The sequence below is a fragment of the Bradyrhizobium sp. 45 genome (assembly GCF_023073155.1).
In the GTDB taxonomy this organism is placed as follows: Bacteria; Pseudomonadota; Alphaproteobacteria; order Rhizobiales; family Xanthobacteraceae; genus Bradyrhizobium; species Bradyrhizobium canariense_D.
Genome location: NZ_JADPIX010000109.1, coordinates 125,455 through 140,753, shown reverse-complemented (window position 1 = coordinate 140,753; position 15,299 = coordinate 125,455). Strand labels below are relative to the sequence as shown.

General features: G+C 64.6%; 23 protein-coding genes. 12 read left to right on the top strand and 11 right to left on the bottom strand.

What is annotated here, in order from left to right; all coding sequences use genetic code 11:
- Positions 1 to 7: 7 nt before the first annotated feature.
- On the bottom strand, positions 8 to 628 hold the full coding sequence (locus IVB42_RS18285; RefSeq protein WP_018456398.1) for a hypothetical protein: 621 nt from the start codon (positions 626 to 628) through the stop codon (positions 8 to 10).
- A gap of 165 nt (positions 629 to 793) precedes the next feature.
- Between IVB42_RS18285 and IVB42_RS18280 the strand changes: the two genes are divergently transcribed.
- Positions 794 to 1,354: an SET domain-containing protein gene (locus tag IVB42_RS18280; RefSeq protein ID WP_018456397.1), complete on the top strand. Its 561-nt coding sequence runs from the start codon at positions 794 to 796 to the stop codon at positions 1,352 to 1,354.
- A 140-nt stretch (positions 1,355 to 1,494) separates the two neighbouring features.
- On the opposite strand, the gene IVB42_RS18275 is transcribed toward IVB42_RS18280, so the two are convergent.
- Positions 1,495 to 1,893, bottom strand: a complete 399-nt coding sequence (locus IVB42_RS18275) for a hypothetical protein (RefSeq protein WP_018456396.1) — start codon at positions 1,891 to 1,893, stop codon at positions 1,495 to 1,497.
- 38 nt (positions 1,894 to 1,931) lie between these two features.
- Positions 1,932 to 2,162 (bottom strand): hypothetical protein, encoded by a 231-nt coding sequence (locus IVB42_RS18270; protein ID WP_026233166.1) that lies wholly within the window; start codon positions 2,160 to 2,162, stop codon positions 1,932 to 1,934.
- Positions 2,163 to 2,263: 101 nt separating this feature from the next.
- Between IVB42_RS18270 and IVB42_RS18265 the strand changes: the two genes are divergently transcribed.
- Positions 2,264 to 3,085 carry a helix-turn-helix transcriptional regulator gene (locus IVB42_RS18265; protein ID WP_018456394.1) on the top strand — a complete coding sequence of 274 codons (822 nt, stop codon included), beginning with the start codon at positions 2,264 to 2,266 and terminating at the stop codon, positions 3,083 to 3,085.
- Between the two features lie 40 nt (positions 3,086 to 3,125).
- Positions 3,126 to 3,950 carry a helix-turn-helix transcriptional regulator gene (locus IVB42_RS18260; RefSeq protein ID WP_256470524.1) on the top strand — a complete coding sequence of 275 codons (825 nt, stop codon included), beginning with the start codon at positions 3,126 to 3,128 and terminating at the stop codon, positions 3,948 to 3,950.
- Here the strand turns inward: IVB42_RS18260 and IVB42_RS18255 are convergent.
- Complete coding sequence (locus IVB42_RS18255; protein WP_018456392.1) at positions 3,938 to 4,738, bottom strand: thioesterase family protein; 801 nt, start codon at positions 4,736 to 4,738, stop codon at positions 3,938 to 3,940. The two genes, IVB42_RS18260 and IVB42_RS18255, sit on opposite strands and share 13 nt — an antisense overlap.
- A 168-nt stretch (positions 4,739 to 4,906) precedes the next feature.
- On the opposite strand from IVB42_RS18255, the gene IVB42_RS18250 reads away from it, so the two are divergent.
- The gene (locus IVB42_RS18250) at positions 4,907 to 5,572 is read left to right on the top strand and encodes a DsbA family oxidoreductase (protein WP_247368172.1); all 666 of its coding nucleotides are present in this window, start codon (positions 4,907 to 4,909) and stop codon (positions 5,570 to 5,572) included.
- An 8-nt stretch (positions 5,573 to 5,580) separates the two neighbouring features.
- Here IVB42_RS18250 and IVB42_RS18245 read toward each other — a convergent pair whose 3' ends face one another.
- The gene (locus IVB42_RS18245) at positions 5,581 to 6,744 is read right to left on the bottom strand and encodes a GNAT family N-acetyltransferase (protein ID WP_018456390.1); all 1,164 of its coding nucleotides are present in this window, start codon (positions 6,742 to 6,744) and stop codon (positions 5,581 to 5,583) included.
- A 171-nt stretch (positions 6,745 to 6,915) separates the two neighbouring features.
- On the opposite strand from IVB42_RS18245, the gene IVB42_RS18240 reads away from it, so the two are divergent.
- Both IVB42_RS18240 and IVB42_RS18235 read left to right on the top strand, forming a co-directional pair.
- Complete coding sequence (locus tag IVB42_RS18240; RefSeq protein WP_085396317.1) at positions 6,916 to 7,344, top strand: YeeE/YedE family protein; 429 nt, start codon at positions 6,916 to 6,918, stop codon at positions 7,342 to 7,344.
- 5 nt (positions 7,345 to 7,349) lie between these two features.
- A complete protein-coding gene (locus IVB42_RS18235; protein ID WP_247297238.1) occupies positions 7,350 to 7,817 on the top strand; it encodes a DUF6691 family protein in 468 nt (155 codons plus the stop codon).
- A gap of 57 nt (positions 7,818 to 7,874) precedes the next feature.
- Here IVB42_RS18235 and IVB42_RS18230 read toward each other — a convergent pair whose 3' ends face one another.
- Both IVB42_RS18230 and IVB42_RS18225 read right to left on the bottom strand, forming a co-directional pair.
- Positions 7,875 to 8,204: a hypothetical protein gene (locus IVB42_RS18230; RefSeq protein WP_018456387.1), complete on the bottom strand. Its 330-nt coding sequence runs from the start codon at positions 8,202 to 8,204 to the stop codon at positions 7,875 to 7,877.
- A 110-nt stretch (positions 8,205 to 8,314) separates the two neighbouring features.
- Complete coding sequence (locus IVB42_RS18225) at positions 8,315 to 8,719, bottom strand: hypothetical protein (protein ID WP_018456386.1); 405 nt, start codon at positions 8,717 to 8,719, stop codon at positions 8,315 to 8,317.
- Positions 8,720 to 8,903: 184 nt separating this feature from the next.
- On the opposite strand from IVB42_RS18225, the gene IVB42_RS18220 reads away from it, so the two are divergent.
- Both IVB42_RS18220 and IVB42_RS18215 read left to right on the top strand, forming a co-directional pair.
- Positions 8,904 to 9,137 (top strand): hypothetical protein, encoded by a 234-nt coding sequence (locus tag IVB42_RS18220; protein ID WP_247297239.1) that lies wholly within the window; start codon positions 8,904 to 8,906, stop codon positions 9,135 to 9,137.
- Positions 9,138 to 11,186, top strand: a complete 2,049-nt coding sequence (locus IVB42_RS18215) for a pyrroloquinoline quinone-dependent dehydrogenase (RefSeq protein ID WP_247470715.1) — start codon at positions 9,138 to 9,140, stop codon at positions 11,184 to 11,186. It begins immediately after the preceding gene.
- A 46-nt stretch (positions 11,187 to 11,232) separates the two neighbouring features.
- Here the strand turns inward: IVB42_RS18215 and IVB42_RS18210 are convergent, their stop codons facing one another.
- The gene (locus IVB42_RS18210) at positions 11,233 to 11,475 is read right to left on the bottom strand and encodes a PilZ domain-containing protein (protein WP_247297240.1); all 243 of its coding nucleotides are present in this window, start codon (positions 11,473 to 11,475) and stop codon (positions 11,233 to 11,235) included.
- Positions 11,476 to 11,655: 180 nt separating this feature from the next.
- On the opposite strand from IVB42_RS18210, the gene IVB42_RS18205 reads away from it, so the two are divergent.
- The gene (locus tag IVB42_RS18205) at positions 11,656 to 12,003 is read left to right on the top strand and encodes an HdeA/HdeB family chaperone (protein WP_247368170.1); all 348 of its coding nucleotides are present in this window, start codon (positions 11,656 to 11,658) and stop codon (positions 12,001 to 12,003) included.
- A 59-nt stretch (positions 12,004 to 12,062) separates the two neighbouring features.
- Here IVB42_RS18205 and IVB42_RS18200 read toward each other — a convergent pair whose 3' ends face one another.
- On the bottom strand, positions 12,063 to 12,527 hold the full coding sequence (locus IVB42_RS18200) for a PaaI family thioesterase (protein WP_247297241.1): 465 nt from the start codon (positions 12,525 to 12,527) through the stop codon (positions 12,063 to 12,065).
- A gap of 360 nt (positions 12,528 to 12,887) precedes the next feature.
- Here IVB42_RS18200 and IVB42_RS18195 point away from each other — a divergent pair, with 360 nt between their 5' ends.
- The gene (locus tag IVB42_RS18195; RefSeq protein ID WP_026233159.1) at positions 12,888 to 13,199 is read left to right on the top strand and encodes a hypothetical protein; all 312 of its coding nucleotides are present in this window, start codon (positions 12,888 to 12,890) and stop codon (positions 13,197 to 13,199) included.
- A gap of 106 nt (positions 13,200 to 13,305) precedes the next feature.
- Positions 13,306 to 13,560 carry a hypothetical protein gene (locus tag IVB42_RS18190; protein ID WP_007612182.1) on the top strand — a complete coding sequence of 85 codons (255 nt, stop codon included), beginning with the start codon at positions 13,306 to 13,308 and terminating at the stop codon, positions 13,558 to 13,560.
- A gap of 9 nt (positions 13,561 to 13,569) precedes the next feature.
- On the opposite strand, the gene IVB42_RS18185 is transcribed toward IVB42_RS18190, so the two are convergent.
- A complete protein-coding gene (locus IVB42_RS18185) occupies positions 13,570 to 13,803 on the bottom strand; it encodes a hypothetical protein (RefSeq protein ID WP_018456379.1) in 234 nt (77 codons plus the stop codon).
- Positions 13,804 to 13,943: 140 nt separating this feature from the next.
- Entirely contained in the window at positions 13,944 to 14,132 is a 189-nt protein-coding gene (locus tag IVB42_RS18180) for a hypothetical protein (RefSeq protein ID WP_247470712.1), read from the bottom strand.
- Between the two features lie 296 nt (positions 14,133 to 14,428).
- On the opposite strand from IVB42_RS18180, the gene IVB42_RS18175 reads away from it, so the two are divergent.
- Positions 14,429 to 14,686 carry a DUF2798 domain-containing protein gene (locus IVB42_RS18175; protein ID WP_018456377.1) on the top strand — a complete coding sequence of 86 codons (258 nt, stop codon included), beginning with the start codon at positions 14,429 to 14,431 and terminating at the stop codon, positions 14,684 to 14,686.
- The last annotated feature ends 613 nt before the right edge of the window (positions 14,687 to 15,299 follow it).

Sequence of the window (15,299 nt, the reverse complement as noted above, 5' to 3'; positions counted from 1 at the left end):
CGAGCGCCTAGCGCATCGTCGCGAGCTCGACCGCGCGGCCGCGTGCGCCTATGATCTTCACCTCGTCCTTGCCGCAGGTAAAGCTGCGGGCGAACTCGTCCGCGGCCTTGCGCGCGAGCTCATTGGCGTTCGGGTTGGCGATCGCGTCGACATAGGCGACGTGGCAGACGGGGCCGGGTGGCAGCCGGGTCACGATGAGCATGGCCTTGGTGTTCGGCCGCCCCTGCTTGTCGGGATCGGTGCCATCGGCGATGTGCCAGCGCTGGATCATCGCAAACGGCTTGGCCCCAGCGGTGCGCCATTCGACGGTGGTTTCGGACGAGCTGAACGGAGCGAACCAGACTTTAGCCGCCGGTTCCTCGGCCGCGGCCTCGCGATTGCGGCCGACGGAGACGATTTCGCGAAGATCGTCTTCGGCGATCAGGACCACGAGGCCATCCTTGCCCTTGCAGACCCGCGTGGTGCTGCCGTCGAGCTCGCTGGGCTTTCCGATCTGGCGGCAATCCTTCGGGGCCGTCGAGGTATATTGGCTGCCCACGGATCGGGCGTCGGCTCGGTCGAGACCACTGCACATCAGCAACATGGCCAAGAGCAATAAGGCCAAGCCTGCGGTGGTGATGCGGAACATGACGACGCCTTTGATCGAGTGGGAACTCCGTACCATCAGACGTCTTGATTGTGGGCAAGGTTCAAACGGGGTCAACAGACACCTGACAGCGGCGCGGAATCGTTCTAGAAGAGCGGCTTCGCTTGGGCTCTTTCAGCCTCGTTCGCGTCCTCGTTTTTCGTGATCATGCCAGCCACCTCGTCCAGCAAACCTTATCGCGTCGGCCGCTCGAAAACCGGGCTCGGCCTCTTCGCCACCAAGCCGATCAAGAAGGGCACCCGGATCATCCGTTATTACGGACCGATCCTGGACTCCCGGATTCCCGAGCACGACGACATCGAGAACAAATACCTGTTCGAGCTCAACGGTCGCTGGACCATTGACGGCTCCGTGCGCAAGAACCTCGCGCGCTACATCAACCATTCGTGCAGGCCCAACGCCGAATCCGACGTGCGGCCGCGCGAGCGCAAGGTTTTCATCCGCGCCATCAAGAACATCGAGCCGGGCGACGAGATCAATTACGACTACGGCACCGATTATTTCAAAGCCTACCTGAAGCCGATCGGCTGCAAGTGCGAATCTTGCGAGAAGAAGCGCAAGAAGCTGCGCGCCGAGGCGCGGGCCGAACGCGCCAAGGTGAAGGCGCGCGCGGAGCGCAAAGCCGAGAAGGCGAGCGTGAAGTCCGCCAAAAAGAAGAAGCTTAATGGTCATGCCGTCGGCAAGGCGAAGGGCCGCGCGCGGGCCTAGCCTGAGTTCGAGCTTCTGGCATAACTGTCATGCCCCGCGAAAGCGGGGCATTCAGTACGCCGCAGCTCCGTATGCGACGACTACCTCTGGAATACTGGGTCGCCCGGTCAAGCCGGGCAACGACAGCGAGTGATGTGGCCTCAGGCAGCCAGCACACTCCCGCTCCTGCGCAATCCCACATATTGCAGTTCGGCAAACACGCCGGTCGCGATCGCCTGCGCCACGACCATGAGCTCGCCGGCAAGGTTCGGCGACACCGCGCCCGAGAGCAGCAGCGCAATGCTGCCGACGGTCCAGGCCGCGTTGCCGACCACGACCAGCAGCACGAGCGGCTTTGCCACGGAGGCGCGTGAGGCGAGCCAGCCGACCAGCGCCGTGTAGGCGATCAGGAACAGGCCGGTCTCGCGCAGCAGCGCTTCGGGTAGGTTGAACAGCGAGGCGAACGCGCTGGCGCCGAACGTGAAACCGAGAGCGGCCACGCCGCTGAAGATCGCGTCGGCAAGAAGCGCGCGGCGAAGGAAGGTGGATGCGTCGATCATCGTGGGTCTCCATGGTTGGGGTGGGCTCGAGGTGAAACTCAGTGCAATCCACGCCACCAGGCGCGGAGCAGGCGGGCGAGGCGGAACGGGCAGAGGCTCCTGCCGACGCTGTGCTCGAAGGCCGTGACCTGCGCGACGACGTAGTCGCCGGTCGAATGCACCAGCGGCTCCGGCATGTTGAGGCTGCGCGCCAGCATCCGGGTTGCGAGCGCCATGGCCCAGGGAACTAGCTGGTCTGTGACGGTCCGGTAGAGCAGCAATGCGATCATGGTCGTCTCCTGTTGCGACCCAAGATGCGCCGGCCCGAGCCCCAATTCGATTACCTCCGACGTAATGGAAGGGCCGAAATCTGCGTGCTAGGTTTTCGACCATGAACGCACATGCATCCACGGCACAGGCCGAACGCAGCCAGCCGGTCCATATCGGCGACCATTTGCGCGAATGGCGGCAGCGCCGCCGCATGAGCCAGCTCGATCTCGCCGGTGAGGCCGAAATCTCGGCGCGGCATTTGAGCTTCGTCGAGACCGGTCGCGCCGCGCCCTCGCGCGACATGGTGCTCAGACTCGCCGAACGTCTCGACGTGCCACTGCGCGAACGCAACGTGCTGCTGGTCGCCGCCGGCTATGCCCCGGCCTTTCCGCAACGCACGCTGGAGGATCCCGCCTTGAAATCAGCCCGCCAGGCGATCGACCTCGTCCTCAGGGCGCATGAGCCGAATCCGGCGCTGGCCTATGACCGGCACTGGAATCTGGTCTCCGCCAACCGCATGCTGGCGCCGCTGCTCGCCGGCATCCCGCAGCGGCTGCTCGGTCAGCCCTTCAACGTGCTGAGGCTTGCCTTCCATCCCGAGGCGCTGGCGCCGCGCACGGTCAATCTCGCGGAATGGTGCGGACATCTCCTGGAGCGGCTGCACCGGCAATGCGAGGCCACCGCCGATCCCGAGCTGATCAAGCTGTATAACGACTTGAAGGGTTATCCGATCCCGGCGCGCGCGGCGCCGCTGTCGAGCGACAATGTCGCGATCCCCTTCAAGCTGCGCCACGAGGGGGAGATACTAAGTTTCTTCTCCACCACCATGGTATTCGGTACGCCCGTCGACATCACGCTGTCGGAGCTGGCTCTGGAAACCTTCTTCCCGGCCGACGAGCGCACTGCCGAGCGGCTGAAGCAGATGGCGGCTGGCTTGCAGTAGTGCCGTTTACAGGAGGCGGTGGCGCTCGCATAATCCCCGGATGGACACACGCTCGTCCCGGCCATTACGGTCGGCCAATCCGGTCGGCGACCTTTTGCGCGGCTGGCGCATGCGCCGTGCATTGAGCCAGGCGGAGCTGGCGTTCGAGGCCGGCATTTCGATCAAGCATCTGAGCTATGTCGAGACCGGCAAGTCGGCGGCAAGCCGGGAGATCCTCCTGCAGCTCGCGACCGCCCTCGGTTTGTCGCTGCGTGATCGCAATGCGCTGCTGGAGGCCGGGGGTTTCGCGCGACTATACGGCGAGCGCGATCTTTCAGCGCCGGAGCTTGCCGACGCGCGGCGCGCGATCGATCTTCTGCTCCGGCGGCACGAACCGTTTCCCGCGATCGTGACCGATCGGCGCTGGAACATGATGGAGGCCAACTGCGCCGCGTCGCGGCTGATGACGATGCTGCTTGGGCAAGAACGCATGCAGCGGCCGCTCAATCACATGCGCATGTTCCTCGCGCCGAACGAGCTCAAGCCGTTCGTCGAGAATTGGCCCATCGTCGCGACCGCGTTGTTGTCGCGTGCGCGGCACGAAGCGATGGCTGCACCGCTCGACGAGGCCCTGCAATCGACGTGGCGCGAATTGACGCGGCTGCCGGAGCTTCCCGCACTCAGGATCGAGGACAACGTCGCGCCGGGGCCGCTCTGCGAAGTGCGCTTACGAAAGGGCGACGCCCGCATCGGTCTGATCGGTGCGGTGCCGACGCTCGGGACCCCGCAAGACGTGACGCTTCAGGAGCTTCGCGTTGAAATGTTCATGCCGGCGGATGCCGTGTCCGAGGCCACTCTGATCGCGCTTGCGGCTCAGGAGGCCTGAGCTCGCTCGGCGTCGCGGCGCTCAAAGCTCACGGCTTGCATCACCTCCGCAAACGGACCTTTGAGATCGCTCAGTGTCGCCATGGTCAGGCCCGCGCCGTTGGTGCCGACGCGCGTGGCGGCGCGGATCAGGATCCATTCGCTCTCCGGCGGTCGGAAGAAGTAGAGGCTGATCTCGGGATTGATAAAGGTCCAGTTGCGCATGTCGACGATCTGCGCAACGCCGCTCGAAAAGTCCGCGGCCTGCACCGCTTGGAGCAGTGGTGTGTTCGGTTCGCCCTCCACCAGGGGTGCATCAAGTCGCATCCAGGCGGCGGCCGGGCCGGGCTTCTCCAGCGCGCCCTCGATCAGCCGCACCGACACGTTCTGGAAATACCGGCTCCATTTCTGCGCGAAGGCCGGCGGTGCTGCGCCTGTCTCAGGCGTCTTGTCGATAGTCGCGGGCCTGGTGAAGGGATCGACGGGCGATTCTCCGCTCGGCGCCGTCAAGAGCGCTGTGCAACGGCCGATCTCGGTCTCTCCGTCCATCAGCCGCACCTGGGCGGTCTTGGCCTTGCGGCCGTCGCGCAACAATTCGGTGGTGGTCTGGAAGACGCGCAGGCCCGCCGGTCGCCACAGGTCGAAGGTCAGGCGCCGCACCGCGAAGCCGGATTCGGTGGCGAGACGGTCGATGTCGCGGGTCATCAGGGCGGTGGTGGCGCTTCCCTGCAACATGTCAGGCGACCACGGGCCGCCGGCATGCTCCGTAGCCCGGAACTGCTGGCCTTCCGGCTTGAAAATAGCGGTCATCGCGGTTTCCCCTCGTGCTTGATCGTGGCCGCGAGTATCGGGTCGGGTGAGGCCTGTCACAATAACCGCAGAGGTGAAGTCGTGAGCCATGCAGGACCGGTGCCTTGCGCCGCCTCCGGTTCGGTTTATCTTCCGACGAACCCGTACCGTCCGAAGGAGACGTCCGACATGAGCACGTTGAAACCGCTTCAGATCGACGTCGTTTCCGACGTGGTGTGCCCCTGGTGCTATATCGGCAAGCACCGGATCGAGAGTGCGCTGGCGCTGGTGCCCGATGTTCCGGTCAAGCTCAATTTCCGTCCCTTCTTCCTCAATCCCTGGGTGCCGTCCGAGGGCATCAGCCGGGAGGAGTATCTCACCAAGAAGTTCGGCTCGGTCGAGGCCTACAAGGGCATTGCGGGACGCGTCGTTGCGGCCGCGGGCGAAGAGGGGCTCGTCTATCGGCCCGAGCTTGTCGCGCGTCAGCCCAACACCACCGACTGCCACCGCCTGATCCTCTGGGCCGAGGCGATCGGCAAGGCGCCCGAGATGAAGCAGCGCCTGATGGAGCTCTACTTCCGCGACGGCGGCGACCTCACCGATTTGAACGTGCTTGTGCAGGCGGCTGCCGATGTCGGCCTCGATGCCGACGACGTGCGCCGGCGCCTCGCCACCGACGAGGACGTCGCGCGCGTATCGGCGGACGCGCAGGAAGCCGCCGAGAAAGGCATCTCCGGCGTGCCGACCTACGTGTTCGCGCAAAAATACGCCGTCTCCGGCGCGCAGGATCCCAACATGCTCGCGCGCGCCATCCGCGAGGTCTCGGCGGAGATCAACGCCGAGGCGGCGGAGTAGGAGCTATCCTATTTACGAAGCAGGCGAACTGCGCGACGCGCCGCCGCGTAGGCGATGCCGTGCGCCGCGAGCGCTCCGTGAACCAGCGCCACGATGGGGTCGTTCCGCCGCAACGGTATCAACACGTCGCCGACGGCGAAGCGCCCGCGCCAGATCGGATTGATCATGGGGTGATCGGCGCTCGCCGTGGAATCCGCGCTGGCGATGGCTGGATCGGCGCAGAGGCGGCGGGTGAGCTCGAGTGTAAGCTGCACGCCCGGCGAATATCTTGCGAAGCGCTCGTCGATGCCGAGCTTGAAGAAGAAGGCGCGGTCCTGGTGGCGCAGCACGATGCCGGCGGCCACCGGCGTCGCGCCGGCGCGAAGGCTGACGATCTCGCATTGCGCGGTTTCCGCCAGCGCGCGAGCGGCGCGGCGGATGAAGGTTGCATCGCCCGCGTGCTGGACCAGCGCGGTTCCGCGCTTCCCCTTCCAGCCGCTGGCTTCGAGCTGCAAAAATGTCTCGAGCGCCGGCCCGATCTCGTCGGGGCTGCGCGCGACGTCGAACACGATTGCGCCGTGTTCTTCGAGGCGATGCCGTTGGCGGCGTAGCTCCTTGAGCTTTTTGGTGCCGAGCGCGTCGCGTAGCAGCGTCTCACCGTCCTGGGTCGCGTCGAGGCTGGCGCGGATGTAGGAGTTGAGGAGGCGCGGCTTCAGGCCGTCGCGATTCAGAACCTGGCTGAGGGCGGTCATTGCCGCCCCAGCGAGCGCGACATCGTTCAGCACGAGCGCATGCGCCCCGTTTGCGCGGGCCTGCTGCAACAGGCGCGCCGCTGCCTCGATCGGGGCATCGCGGTCGATCAGCGGGCTGCACAGCGTACCATAGGGATGCGCGCTCACCAGCGCGGGCAGGGGGATCTTCCATGCCCGCCAGAGCGAGATCACCGGCATCAGCCCGATCAGCCGCGATCCATCGTATGCGGAAAGCGCCGAGGCATCGGTGCGGCCGCGCGCGGTTGCACTGACAGCGAGCTCCCAGCCCGGCAGGTAATATCCGTTCGGCTCGATCGCGCGCTGCGCGAGTGCGCGCCACTGGCCGGGTTCGATCGCGGTGAGCGGGACGCGCGCGCGCGCCGTCGCGGCATGCTTTGCCGATGCCGGATTGATCGCAGCCTGGTGCGCGATATCGACCACGTCCCGTCGTCCCCGTTCAGGAGGCCATGCTTAGCGCAAAGATTGGAAAATACAGTTGGGACACCGCTTCAATTCGAGTGGTAATATTAACGTTTCGTTGAGCATCCGGCCGCGAGCCGGCCGGATGCGCCGATGGATACGCCAGAATTGCTCTCGACACGGAGGATCATCATGGTCGCCACATCTTTTACGCCGATTGCGTCGCTCCTTGGCGGCGCGTTGATCGGCCTGTCCGCCGTGCTGCTGATGTGGACGACGGGGCGAATCGCCGGGGTCAGCGGTATCGCGGCGCGGCTGTTTCCGCCTTACGAGGATCGGCAATTCGCCGGGCGGCTCGCCTTCGTAGCGGGCCTTATCGTCGCGCCCGTTCTGGTGCGCCTTGTCACGGGAGGCCTGCCGGCGCAAACGATCGGCGCCGGAACGCCGCTTCTGATCGTCGCGGGATTGCTCACCGGCTTCGGCGCGGTGTGGGGCAGCGGCTGCACCTCTGGCCACGGCGTCTGTGGCTTGTCGCGGTTGTCGGTGCGATCGCTAGTCGCGACCATGACGTTCATGGCGGCGGGCATGGCGACCGTCTTCGTGATGCGGCACTGGAGCTGACCGCGATGACGATCCTCATTCAGTTCGCGATCGGTGTGGTCTTTGGCCTTGGTCTCATCGTCTCAGGCATGTCGAACCCGGCAAAGGTCCTGAATTTCCTGGACGTTGGCGGCATCCCGGCAGGAACGTGGGACGCGAGCCTGGCCTTGGTGATGGCTGGCGCGGTCGCGGTGACCTTCATTGGCTTCAGCCGCGTCTTGAAACTCGCAAGGCCTGTCTTCGCCGACCGCTTCTATGTCCCAACGCGAAACGATATCGATCCGAGAATTATCGCCGGTCCCGCCATCTTCGGTATCGGCTGGGGCCTCGTAGGCTTTTGTCCAGGCCCGGCATTGACCGCGCTCGGATTTGGCTCGGCCTCCGCCTTCATCTTCGTCGTCGCGATGTGTGCCGGCATGGTGCTCGCCCGCTTCATCGCGCAGCTCCCGTCGGCAACGCGTATTGTCACGCCGGGAAAACCGCTCGAGATCTGACATGGACAGGACCGGGCGAGTTATCTCGTCCGGTCCTGCATTTCATGGCTTCATCGACTACCAGCGATCGCCGACACCAACGCCAACACTGACGCCGGGTGCGCGGATGCCGACGCCGCCGCGCGGACCATCGTCCCAGTCGCGATAGGTGCGGCGCTCATAGTAGCGGTCACGCGGCATCGTCGCGTAGGAGTCGCGCACGATCACACGCGAGCCGCCGCGGGTGCGATAGCAATTGCCGGAATCGTCGCAGACCAGCCGCACTTGCTGGACGAGATCGGGGCTGGTGTATTCGCTGGTCGTATAGACGTCGGCGGCCTTCGCGCCGCTCACCGCTGCCAAGGCTCCAACGCCAGCCAGCAACGCAATCGTGAATGTCCTCATCATGTCCTCTTCGAAACTGCCCTCGGCGGTAACAAGAAGGGGAGGCCATGATCGTTCCGGCAAAATTACAGGTTTTTCCCGGAACCGGATCGGACGTCGGCTTCATCCGTTTCCTAGATCGGCTCGTAGCTTTCCGATCCGCAGATGTCGTCCGCTTCGGCGCGGCGGCGATCGACCACCTTTCCGCCTGATATGGTCACGATGTAGGTCTGTGGCCCGAGCGGCGATCCGGTCGCCGAGGTGAGCTGGGCGCGGACGCAAGCTGTCCAGCCCGGTCCTCGTACCTCACGATGGGGTGTGGCGACATGCACCTCACGCGGATAGGACGTGCTGAGGAAGACGACTTCGATCTGCTCGCGCACGACGCGTTTGACGTCGGGGGGCGATTCGGGCGGCGGCTGCTCGGCCTCCTTCATGCGCATGAACTCGGGCACCGGTGCGCGGCTGTCGGCAAACCCGCAGGCCCCGAGCGCGAGCGCGCTGGCCAGCAGCGCGGCATGAGCAATAATCCGTAACATCCGTGAAGGTCCCCTGCGGGCCAAAACATAGGCACGAATGCGATCCGACGAAGACCCGGCCGATCAAAATTTGCTGAAGCCAAGATTTCCTGAAGCCAAGATTTCCTAAAGCCCTGGAGCCCGCGGCATTGGCTATTCCATGATTGCCGGCTAGTTTGTACCCCAGACGAGGGGGATTGCGCCCATGAGGATTTTGGTCATAGCGGCCGCCGTGCTGGCGCTGGCGGTTGCCTCCGCGCAGGCGCAGATGGGTGGTGGCAGGCGTCAGCCTAACGAGGGCGGCCAGAAGGCGGACAACAAGCCCAAGGTCGACGAGAAGGCCTACAAGGCCGCACTCGAGCGCATTCCCGAGTCCAAGGAGAAGTACGATCCGTGGAGCGGGGCGCGTCCGCCCGAACCTGGCAAGAAGGCGAAATAGGTGAGGCGGGCCTTGGCGACCCGCTCCTGCTATTTGGCCGCTCTCATCCCGCTCCTCTTGTTTTCGTCGCGGCCAGGCATCGCCTGGGAGAGCTGGGGTGGCGATCCCGGTGGCTCGCGCTTCTCGCCATTGCGAGAGATCACGCCCGACAATGTCGGCAACCTGGTTCGGGCCTTCGAATTCCACACGGGCGATCTCGCGGCGCGGCCGCCCGGGGTGATGCGGCGAACCAAATTCCAGGCGACGCCGCTGTTCGTCGAGGACAGCCTGGTCTTCTGCTCGCCTTTCAACGAGGTGATCGCGCTCGATCCCGGTACGGGCGCGCAGAAATGGCGTTACGATCCCAGGATCGCGATGAACCAGCGTCCCGCCAACCGCTACGTCTGCCGCGGCGTCACTTACTGGATCGACGATGAGGCGCCTGTAGATGCCGCATGTCGATCGCGTATCTTCATGGGCACGAACGATGTTCGCCTGATCGCGCTCGATGCGAAGACGGGAATCCCCTGTGCCGGCTTCGGCGAGGGCGGTGAGGTCAGGCCCGACATTGGCATGAAGCTGGAATGGCCGGGCGAATTCCAGATCACCTCGCCGCCGGCGGTCGGCCGCGGGGTCGTCGTGGTCGGCTCCGCGATTGGCGACAACCGCCGCGTCGACGCGCCGAGCGGTGTGGTGCGTGCGTTCGATGCGCGTAGCGGTCAGCCGCGCTGGACGTTCGAGCCGCTCAAGCGCGACGGCATCGAAGCCGGTCACGCCAATGTCTGGGCGCCGATGTCGGTCGACGCGGTGCGCGGACTGGTATTCCTGCCGACGTCCTCGCCGTCGCCGGATTTCTGGGGCGGCAAGCGGCCGGGCAACAACGAACATGCCAATTCGGTGGTCGCGCTGCGCATCGAGACGGGCGAGCTCGTATGGGCATTCCAAACCGTGCATCACGACGTCTGGGATTACGATCTGCCGGCGCAACCGACGCTCACGCGCATCGACGCCGGCGATGGTCAGCGCGATGTCGTGATCCAGCCGACCAAGCAGGGCTTTGTCTTCGTGCTCGATCGCGACACCGGCAAGCCGGTGTGGGCGGTCGAGGAGCGCAGCGTCCCGCAGGGGGCCGCGGAAGGTGAACGGCTGTCGCCCACGCAGCCATTCCCGACGCATGTGCCACCGCTGATGTCGCAAAAAATCTCGGCTGAGGATGCGCTCTCGCTCGTTCCTAGCCTGCGCCGCTCAGCATGCGAGAAGCAGTTTGCGGAGGCACGCAACGAGGGCCTGTACACGCCCCCCTCAACCCAAGGCACGCTGGAGTTTCCCTTCACCGGCGGCGGAGTGAACTGGGGCAGTGCGGCCTTCGATCCCGTCAACCAGGTCCTCTATGCCAACACCAGCCGGGCCGTTCATCTCATCAAGCTGATTCCGCGGGCGGAGGCGGTCGGATTCGATCCTCCGCCCGGTCATGATTTCGGCCAGCAGACGGGTGCGCCGTTTGCGATGTCGCGTGCGGTGGCAATGTCGCCGCTCGGGCTTCTTTGCAACAAGCCGCCCTGGGGCGAGATGGTCGCGGTCGATCTGAAGGCCGGCAAGATCCTCTGGCGTTCGACGGTCGGCACCACCGAGGATCTCGCCCCGCTCGGCGTGCCGCTGCCGTGGGGTGCGCCGCTCGTCAACGGGCTCGCGGTCACGGCAGGTGGGCTCGTCTTCACCGGAGCGATGGATGCCTATTTGCGCGCCTTCGATGCGCGCAGCGGCAGGGAGCTGTGGCAGGGTCGGCTGCCCGTGCCCGGCGTCGCCAATCCCATGACCTATCTCTGGAAGGGCGAGCAGTATGTCGCGATCGGCGCCGGCGGCCACTCCGAGGCAGGCACCTCGATCGGCGACAGCGTCGTTGCGTTTCGCCTGGCACGGCCGGGCGAGGGGCCGTCGCTGTGGTCGCGTACGATCGATCGCCCCGGTGGACGATTTTTTGCGGCATCATCGGCGATCGCGGTCGCGATCGTCGCGCTCGTGGTTGCAAGCCTGCGCTGGCGTCGCCGACGTCGTGTCGCGCGAACATGACGCAGCATCAGGCGCGCGATGCGAATGATCGTTCACATCGTATGCACTACTGTACGAAAGCGAGGCCGATGCGCCTGTCGCTACGCCAGACAGGGCGGCATTTTCGCACGAAATTGTCGCGCGCGATCGCGAGCGTGAAGGATTGCGGCAATGTGACGAGGGCATCGAGGTCGATTGCGGCGCCGTCCGCCGACATGTTTCGCACCGTGCATGTGATGCCGCTGTTTTCAAAGGTGATCTTTCCACCCTTGAAAACACGGTAACGCTGCGCTGCACGCTTCTCGATCATCCGCGTCAATCCATAATGATCTTTGTGAAGTAGTGCATAGAAATTACGTTGAACTAAACTCAATACTGGCGCTACTTGCACAGCGCTTCAGATTTCGTTTACGACGTCGAAGCGGAAGTCACTCCGCGGATTTTTCCCCAAGCCGTTCCTTTGTGGCGCTACGCGCCGATGGAGATATTGATGAAGACCACGTTTTCGCTTCTGTTCGCCGCAGCGCTCTCGCTCTCGTCCATGCCCGCCCACGCCACCAAGCTCGATCTCGCGACCATGAGCTGCAAGCAGTTCCTGGAGAGCGGCGACGACACCATCAAGATGGTGCTGACCTGGATGGACGGCTGGTACAAGGGCGACGAAGAGAATGCGATCATCGACACCGACGTATTCGTCGAGAACGCCAAGCAGTTCGGCAGCTATTGCGGAAAAAATCCCAACGTCAGCATTGTCACCGCGGCTGACGAAGTGCTCGGCAATTTCTGCCGCGTGTCGGCACGACGCGCGATCACAACCGCGCTTCCCGTCTCGACATGACGCCATTGAGAGCCGCGGTGCGCATTGCGCTCACGCGGCTTTCTTCTTTCGGATGATGCTCACCCCGGCAGCATCGCGAACGCGCTCGACACCATCGCCACCGGCTTGTTGTCGGTGGCCGAGAGCAGCGTGACCCGGCCAAAGCTCATGGTGCGTCCGAGTCGCACCACGCGGGCGTCGGCCAGCACGTCCGACGAGGAGACCGCGCGCATGAAATGCGTGGTCTGGTCGACCGTCGTCATCGGACGATAGCCGCGGTTGGCGGCTAGGTTCGCGATCACCATCGCGGTGTCGGCGAGCGCCATCAGGGCCTGGCCGCAGACCACACCACCGTTGCGGCACAGCCGCTCCGAGAACGGCATGCGCAGGAGCGCTGCCGGCTGCCAGTCCGGCACGTCCGGCGGCGGCAGGTGATCGATGCGCTCGACCGACAGGTTGAGATCCTGGACCCAGGGCGCAAAGACTTCGCCGAGGATGCGTCGGGCCTGATTGATGCCGAACTCGGCTTCTGGCTGCGATGGCATTGCTGTCGTTCCCTCCTGTATTGCCGGATGTTCGGCATTTCGAGCGGACCGGCGCGGCAAAGTCGCCGGTCTGCCGCGGGTCCCGTCGGCTTGAAAATGCCTGACTTCGCCCGGTATGATGCCATGGAGTGGGTATGGGTGGGTGATGTTGCGTAGGTATGTCCTCGTATTTTGTCTGGCCGGGCTCGGCCTGTTGCTGAACGGGTGCACCAAGTGCGGCCCGATCTGGGACGACTGGCTCCACGCGCCGAAATCGTGCAGATCGGACCGGCTCTAGCGGGCCGAGCGGCCCCTGCGGTTGTGGCAGGGGTGACAAGGCGCGGGCGACCCGCGCCGCCATGGATGATCAAGGAGTCAATGATGAAGCTTTTCCGTATGGCCGCGGTGCTGGCTGTTCTGGCGGGACCGACCGTGCTGGCGGGACCGGCTTATGCGCAAATGCCCAATCTCAATTTGCTGCAGGAGGGGCCTGGCAAGACCCCCGAGGAGAAGGCCGCTGAGGCCGAGCGTGACAGGGCTTACAAGGAAACGCTGAAGAAGATTCCAGACTCCAAGGCGTCCAACGATCCCTGGGGTGGCATGCGCTCCGACCCGCCGAAGCCGTCGGCGGCGCCAAAGGCGTCGGCCGCAACCGGTGCGCCGAAGAAGAAGTCCGGCACGACTGCCAATTGACCTTCCGCCCGAGCGGCGGCGGTTGAATGCCTCCGGCCGGGACTCCTCTTTGATCGGCCTGCTTCCTACATTGCGCGGGAGTGTATCGCGTCGAGGAGAGCAGAACATGGCCGATCGTCCGCGGGATCTCGCCGAGCGGATGGCGCGCCGGCGAAAAATGGGCGGCAAGCCCGGCCCGACGGCCGGCGACGGCTATCTGCGCGAGACCTTCACGCTGCCGCGCGCGGCGGCACGGGAGAGGGCGCAGGCTTTCTTCGCCCGCTACCCCAAGGCCGGCTATATGAGCGCGGTCGAGACCTGGCGCGAGCTGCCCGGCGGCGACATCGAATTCACGATGCGGCGGCTGCCCAGCGCGGATTAGGGCCGGCCCCTATTCGAAGGTTTCGGATGTGATGCGGATCCGGAATACGGGCTCCTTGGCCTCGTCCAGCAACTCCATATTCCATTCGGAATTTTCCTGGAGCTTGCGGGCGATGCCGGCGGCCATGTCGGCGCAGACGCTGGTCATCTCCTTCCAAGCCAGATCGCGATCGGCAAATTCCGACGCCTGGTCGGCACAGCCGGAATAGCGGCCGTTCCGGATTCGAAAGAAGTAGAGCGGCATGGTTCGCACCGATCGCGCCTGATGGCTCCGTCCCCACGGCCATAATCCCGGCAGTCCAATCCCAAACCGTCGGCAGATCAATTCCGGTCGGCTACGGAATAGCCCCATGGACGCCAGCCCACCGATCTCGGTCCGACGGCTCAGGCCGTGTCGCGTCCGATCGCCTTCAGCTCCCGATCGATGCGCAGCTGCACCCGTCGGATCGCCAAGAGATCGATCTTGGTCTCAGTCTTGCCGGTCTTGATCTGCTCGCCGATCCGGAACTGCCACTGCCAAATGCCGGGAATTGCCGTCTTGGCGACGGTGAACTCGATGCCCCCGTGATTCATGGGCCATCTCCCACGATTCACTTCCATCACTGAGAACATGCTGGGCGGCATAATATTCCAAGAAAGCCAAACCTGTCGGTAAGCCCCGGATCGCTCACGGCTATCGCGCAAACGCACGCGCTCTGGAACATACGAAATCGAAATTCGAAAGACGCCGGCCGCCCAGCGGCGGCGCGACCTCATGCCCGTGGTTCTCCGGCCAAGAACAGAGTTCCTGGGATGGGTAAGGGCACCTTCCGGAACGCGGCGGCATGTGCCTTGCTTGGCCCGATGCGGCTAAGCAACATGGACGCGTCATGCCGGGCATTCCCCGCCGCTATTCTCATTTCGTGTTCGGAATCATCCAGTCGGGACTGACCTCGCTGATCGCCGCGGGCATCGCCAGCTTTCCCGCAGGGAACGCGCTGGACTTCCTGGCGCACTGGATGGTGTCGTGGCTGATCGCATGGGCGGCGATGCTGCCGATAGTGCTGCTCGCAGCGCCGGCGATCCGCGCCTTCTCGCTGCGGCTGACGCAGGAGGAGGGCGGTTCGCAAACCGGCCGGCCGGCATGAAAATCGGAATGAAAAAACCCCGCTTGGGAGAACCAAGCGGGGAGAAGGTTATTGGAGGCTGAGGTGCTGGGCTGCAACACCATAGCCGGGCGACCCTAGCCGGCTCAGCTTACGACAGCCTGACAAGGCCCGACGGTGGCAGCAAAAGCCGGAGCGCGGGGGCCGCAGACTGGCCCCGCACCGGTCCCAATTTCGACATCCGTTCGCACAACTCAGGACACAACCGCAGGCGAGATTTCGCGGCGACGGTGCTGCCATGGGGGAAACGTGGCGTGCCGGCAACGGGGTGGCATCATGGACAACGTAGAGCGGTCATTCGCCGCCGCGACGGCGGCTGGCTTCGTCGTGCTGGTGATCGGCATCGGGTTGCTGGTTCTGCTGTAGGCGCTGTTGGGTGCGGGAGATGGCTCCGAGGGTGGAAAGGCCCGTGCGCGCCTTTCAAAAATCGCGAAAACAACCCCATGCACAGTAGCGTGCCTACAAATTTCCCCGCCCAATCAATGGCTTACTGGTAGTATTTAGATACCATATCGGCTCGGATTCGCCTTTCACGGCCATCCGAATCCCGATACCCGTGCCGATTCCCTGAGATCAACGGGCTGCCGCTCCGGCA

Bases quoted from the DNA above. Each gene is read 5' to 3' on its own strand.
- IVB42_RS18285 (WP_018456398.1), bottom strand. From the start codon at position 628: ATGTTCCGCATCACCACCGCAGGCTTGGCCTTATTGCTCTTGGCCATG.
- IVB42_RS18280 (WP_018456397.1), top strand. From the start codon at position 794: ATGCCAGCCACCTCGTCCAGCAAACCTTATCGCGTCGGCCGCTCGAAA.
- IVB42_RS18275 (WP_018456396.1), bottom strand. From the start codon at position 1,893: ATGATCGACGCATCCACCTTCCTTCGCCGCGCGCTTCTTGCCGACGCG.
- IVB42_RS18270 (WP_026233166.1), bottom strand. From the start codon at position 2,162: ATGATCGCATTGCTGCTCTACCGGACCGTCACAGACCAGCTAGTTCCC.
- IVB42_RS18265 (WP_018456394.1), top strand. From the start codon at position 2,264: ATGAACGCACATGCATCCACGGCACAGGCCGAACGCAGCCAGCCGGTC.
- IVB42_RS18260 (WP_256470524.1), top strand. From the start codon at position 3,126: ATGGACACACGCTCGTCCCGGCCATTACGGTCGGCCAATCCGGTCGGC.
- IVB42_RS18255 (WP_018456392.1), bottom strand. From the start codon at position 4,738: ATGACCGCTATTTTCAAGCCGGAAGGCCAGCAGTTCCGGGCTACGGAG.
- IVB42_RS18250 (WP_247368172.1), top strand. From the start codon at position 4,907: ATGAGCACGTTGAAACCGCTTCAGATCGACGTCGTTTCCGACGTGGTG.
- IVB42_RS18240 (WP_085396317.1), top strand. From the start codon at position 6,916: ATGGTCGCCACATCTTTTACGCCGATTGCGTCGCTCCTTGGCGGCGCG.
- IVB42_RS18235 (WP_247297238.1), top strand. From the start codon at position 7,350: ATGACGATCCTCATTCAGTTCGCGATCGGTGTGGTCTTTGGCCTTGGT.
- IVB42_RS18230 (WP_018456387.1), bottom strand. From the start codon at position 8,204: ATGATGAGGACATTCACGATTGCGTTGCTGGCTGGCGTTGGAGCCTTG.
- IVB42_RS18225 (WP_018456386.1), bottom strand. From the start codon at position 8,719: ATGTTACGGATTATTGCTCATGCCGCGCTGCTGGCCAGCGCGCTCGCG.
- IVB42_RS18220 (WP_247297239.1), top strand. From the start codon at position 8,904: ATGAGGATTTTGGTCATAGCGGCCGCCGTGCTGGCGCTGGCGGTTGCC.
- IVB42_RS18210 (WP_247297240.1), bottom strand. From the start codon at position 11,475: ATGATCGAGAAGCGTGCAGCGCAGCGTTACCGTGTTTTCAAGGGTGGA.
- IVB42_RS18205 (WP_247368170.1), top strand. From the start codon at position 11,656: ATGAAGACCACGTTTTCGCTTCTGTTCGCCGCAGCGCTCTCGCTCTCG.
- IVB42_RS18200 (WP_247297241.1), bottom strand. From the start codon at position 12,527: ATGCCATCGCAGCCAGAAGCCGAGTTCGGCATCAATCAGGCCCGACGC.
- IVB42_RS18195 (WP_026233159.1), top strand. From the start codon at position 12,888: ATGAAGCTTTTCCGTATGGCCGCGGTGCTGGCTGTTCTGGCGGGACCG.
- IVB42_RS18190 (WP_007612182.1), top strand. From the start codon at position 13,306: ATGGCCGATCGTCCGCGGGATCTCGCCGAGCGGATGGCGCGCCGGCGA.
- IVB42_RS18185 (WP_018456379.1), bottom strand. From the start codon at position 13,803: ATGCCGCTCTACTTCTTTCGAATCCGGAACGGCCGCTATTCCGGCTGT.
- IVB42_RS18180 (WP_247470712.1), bottom strand. From the start codon at position 14,132: ATGAATCACGGGGGCATCGAGTTCACCGTCGCCAAGACGGCAATTCCC.
- IVB42_RS18175 (WP_018456377.1), top strand. From the start codon at position 14,429: ATGCCGGGCATTCCCCGCCGCTATTCTCATTTCGTGTTCGGAATCATC.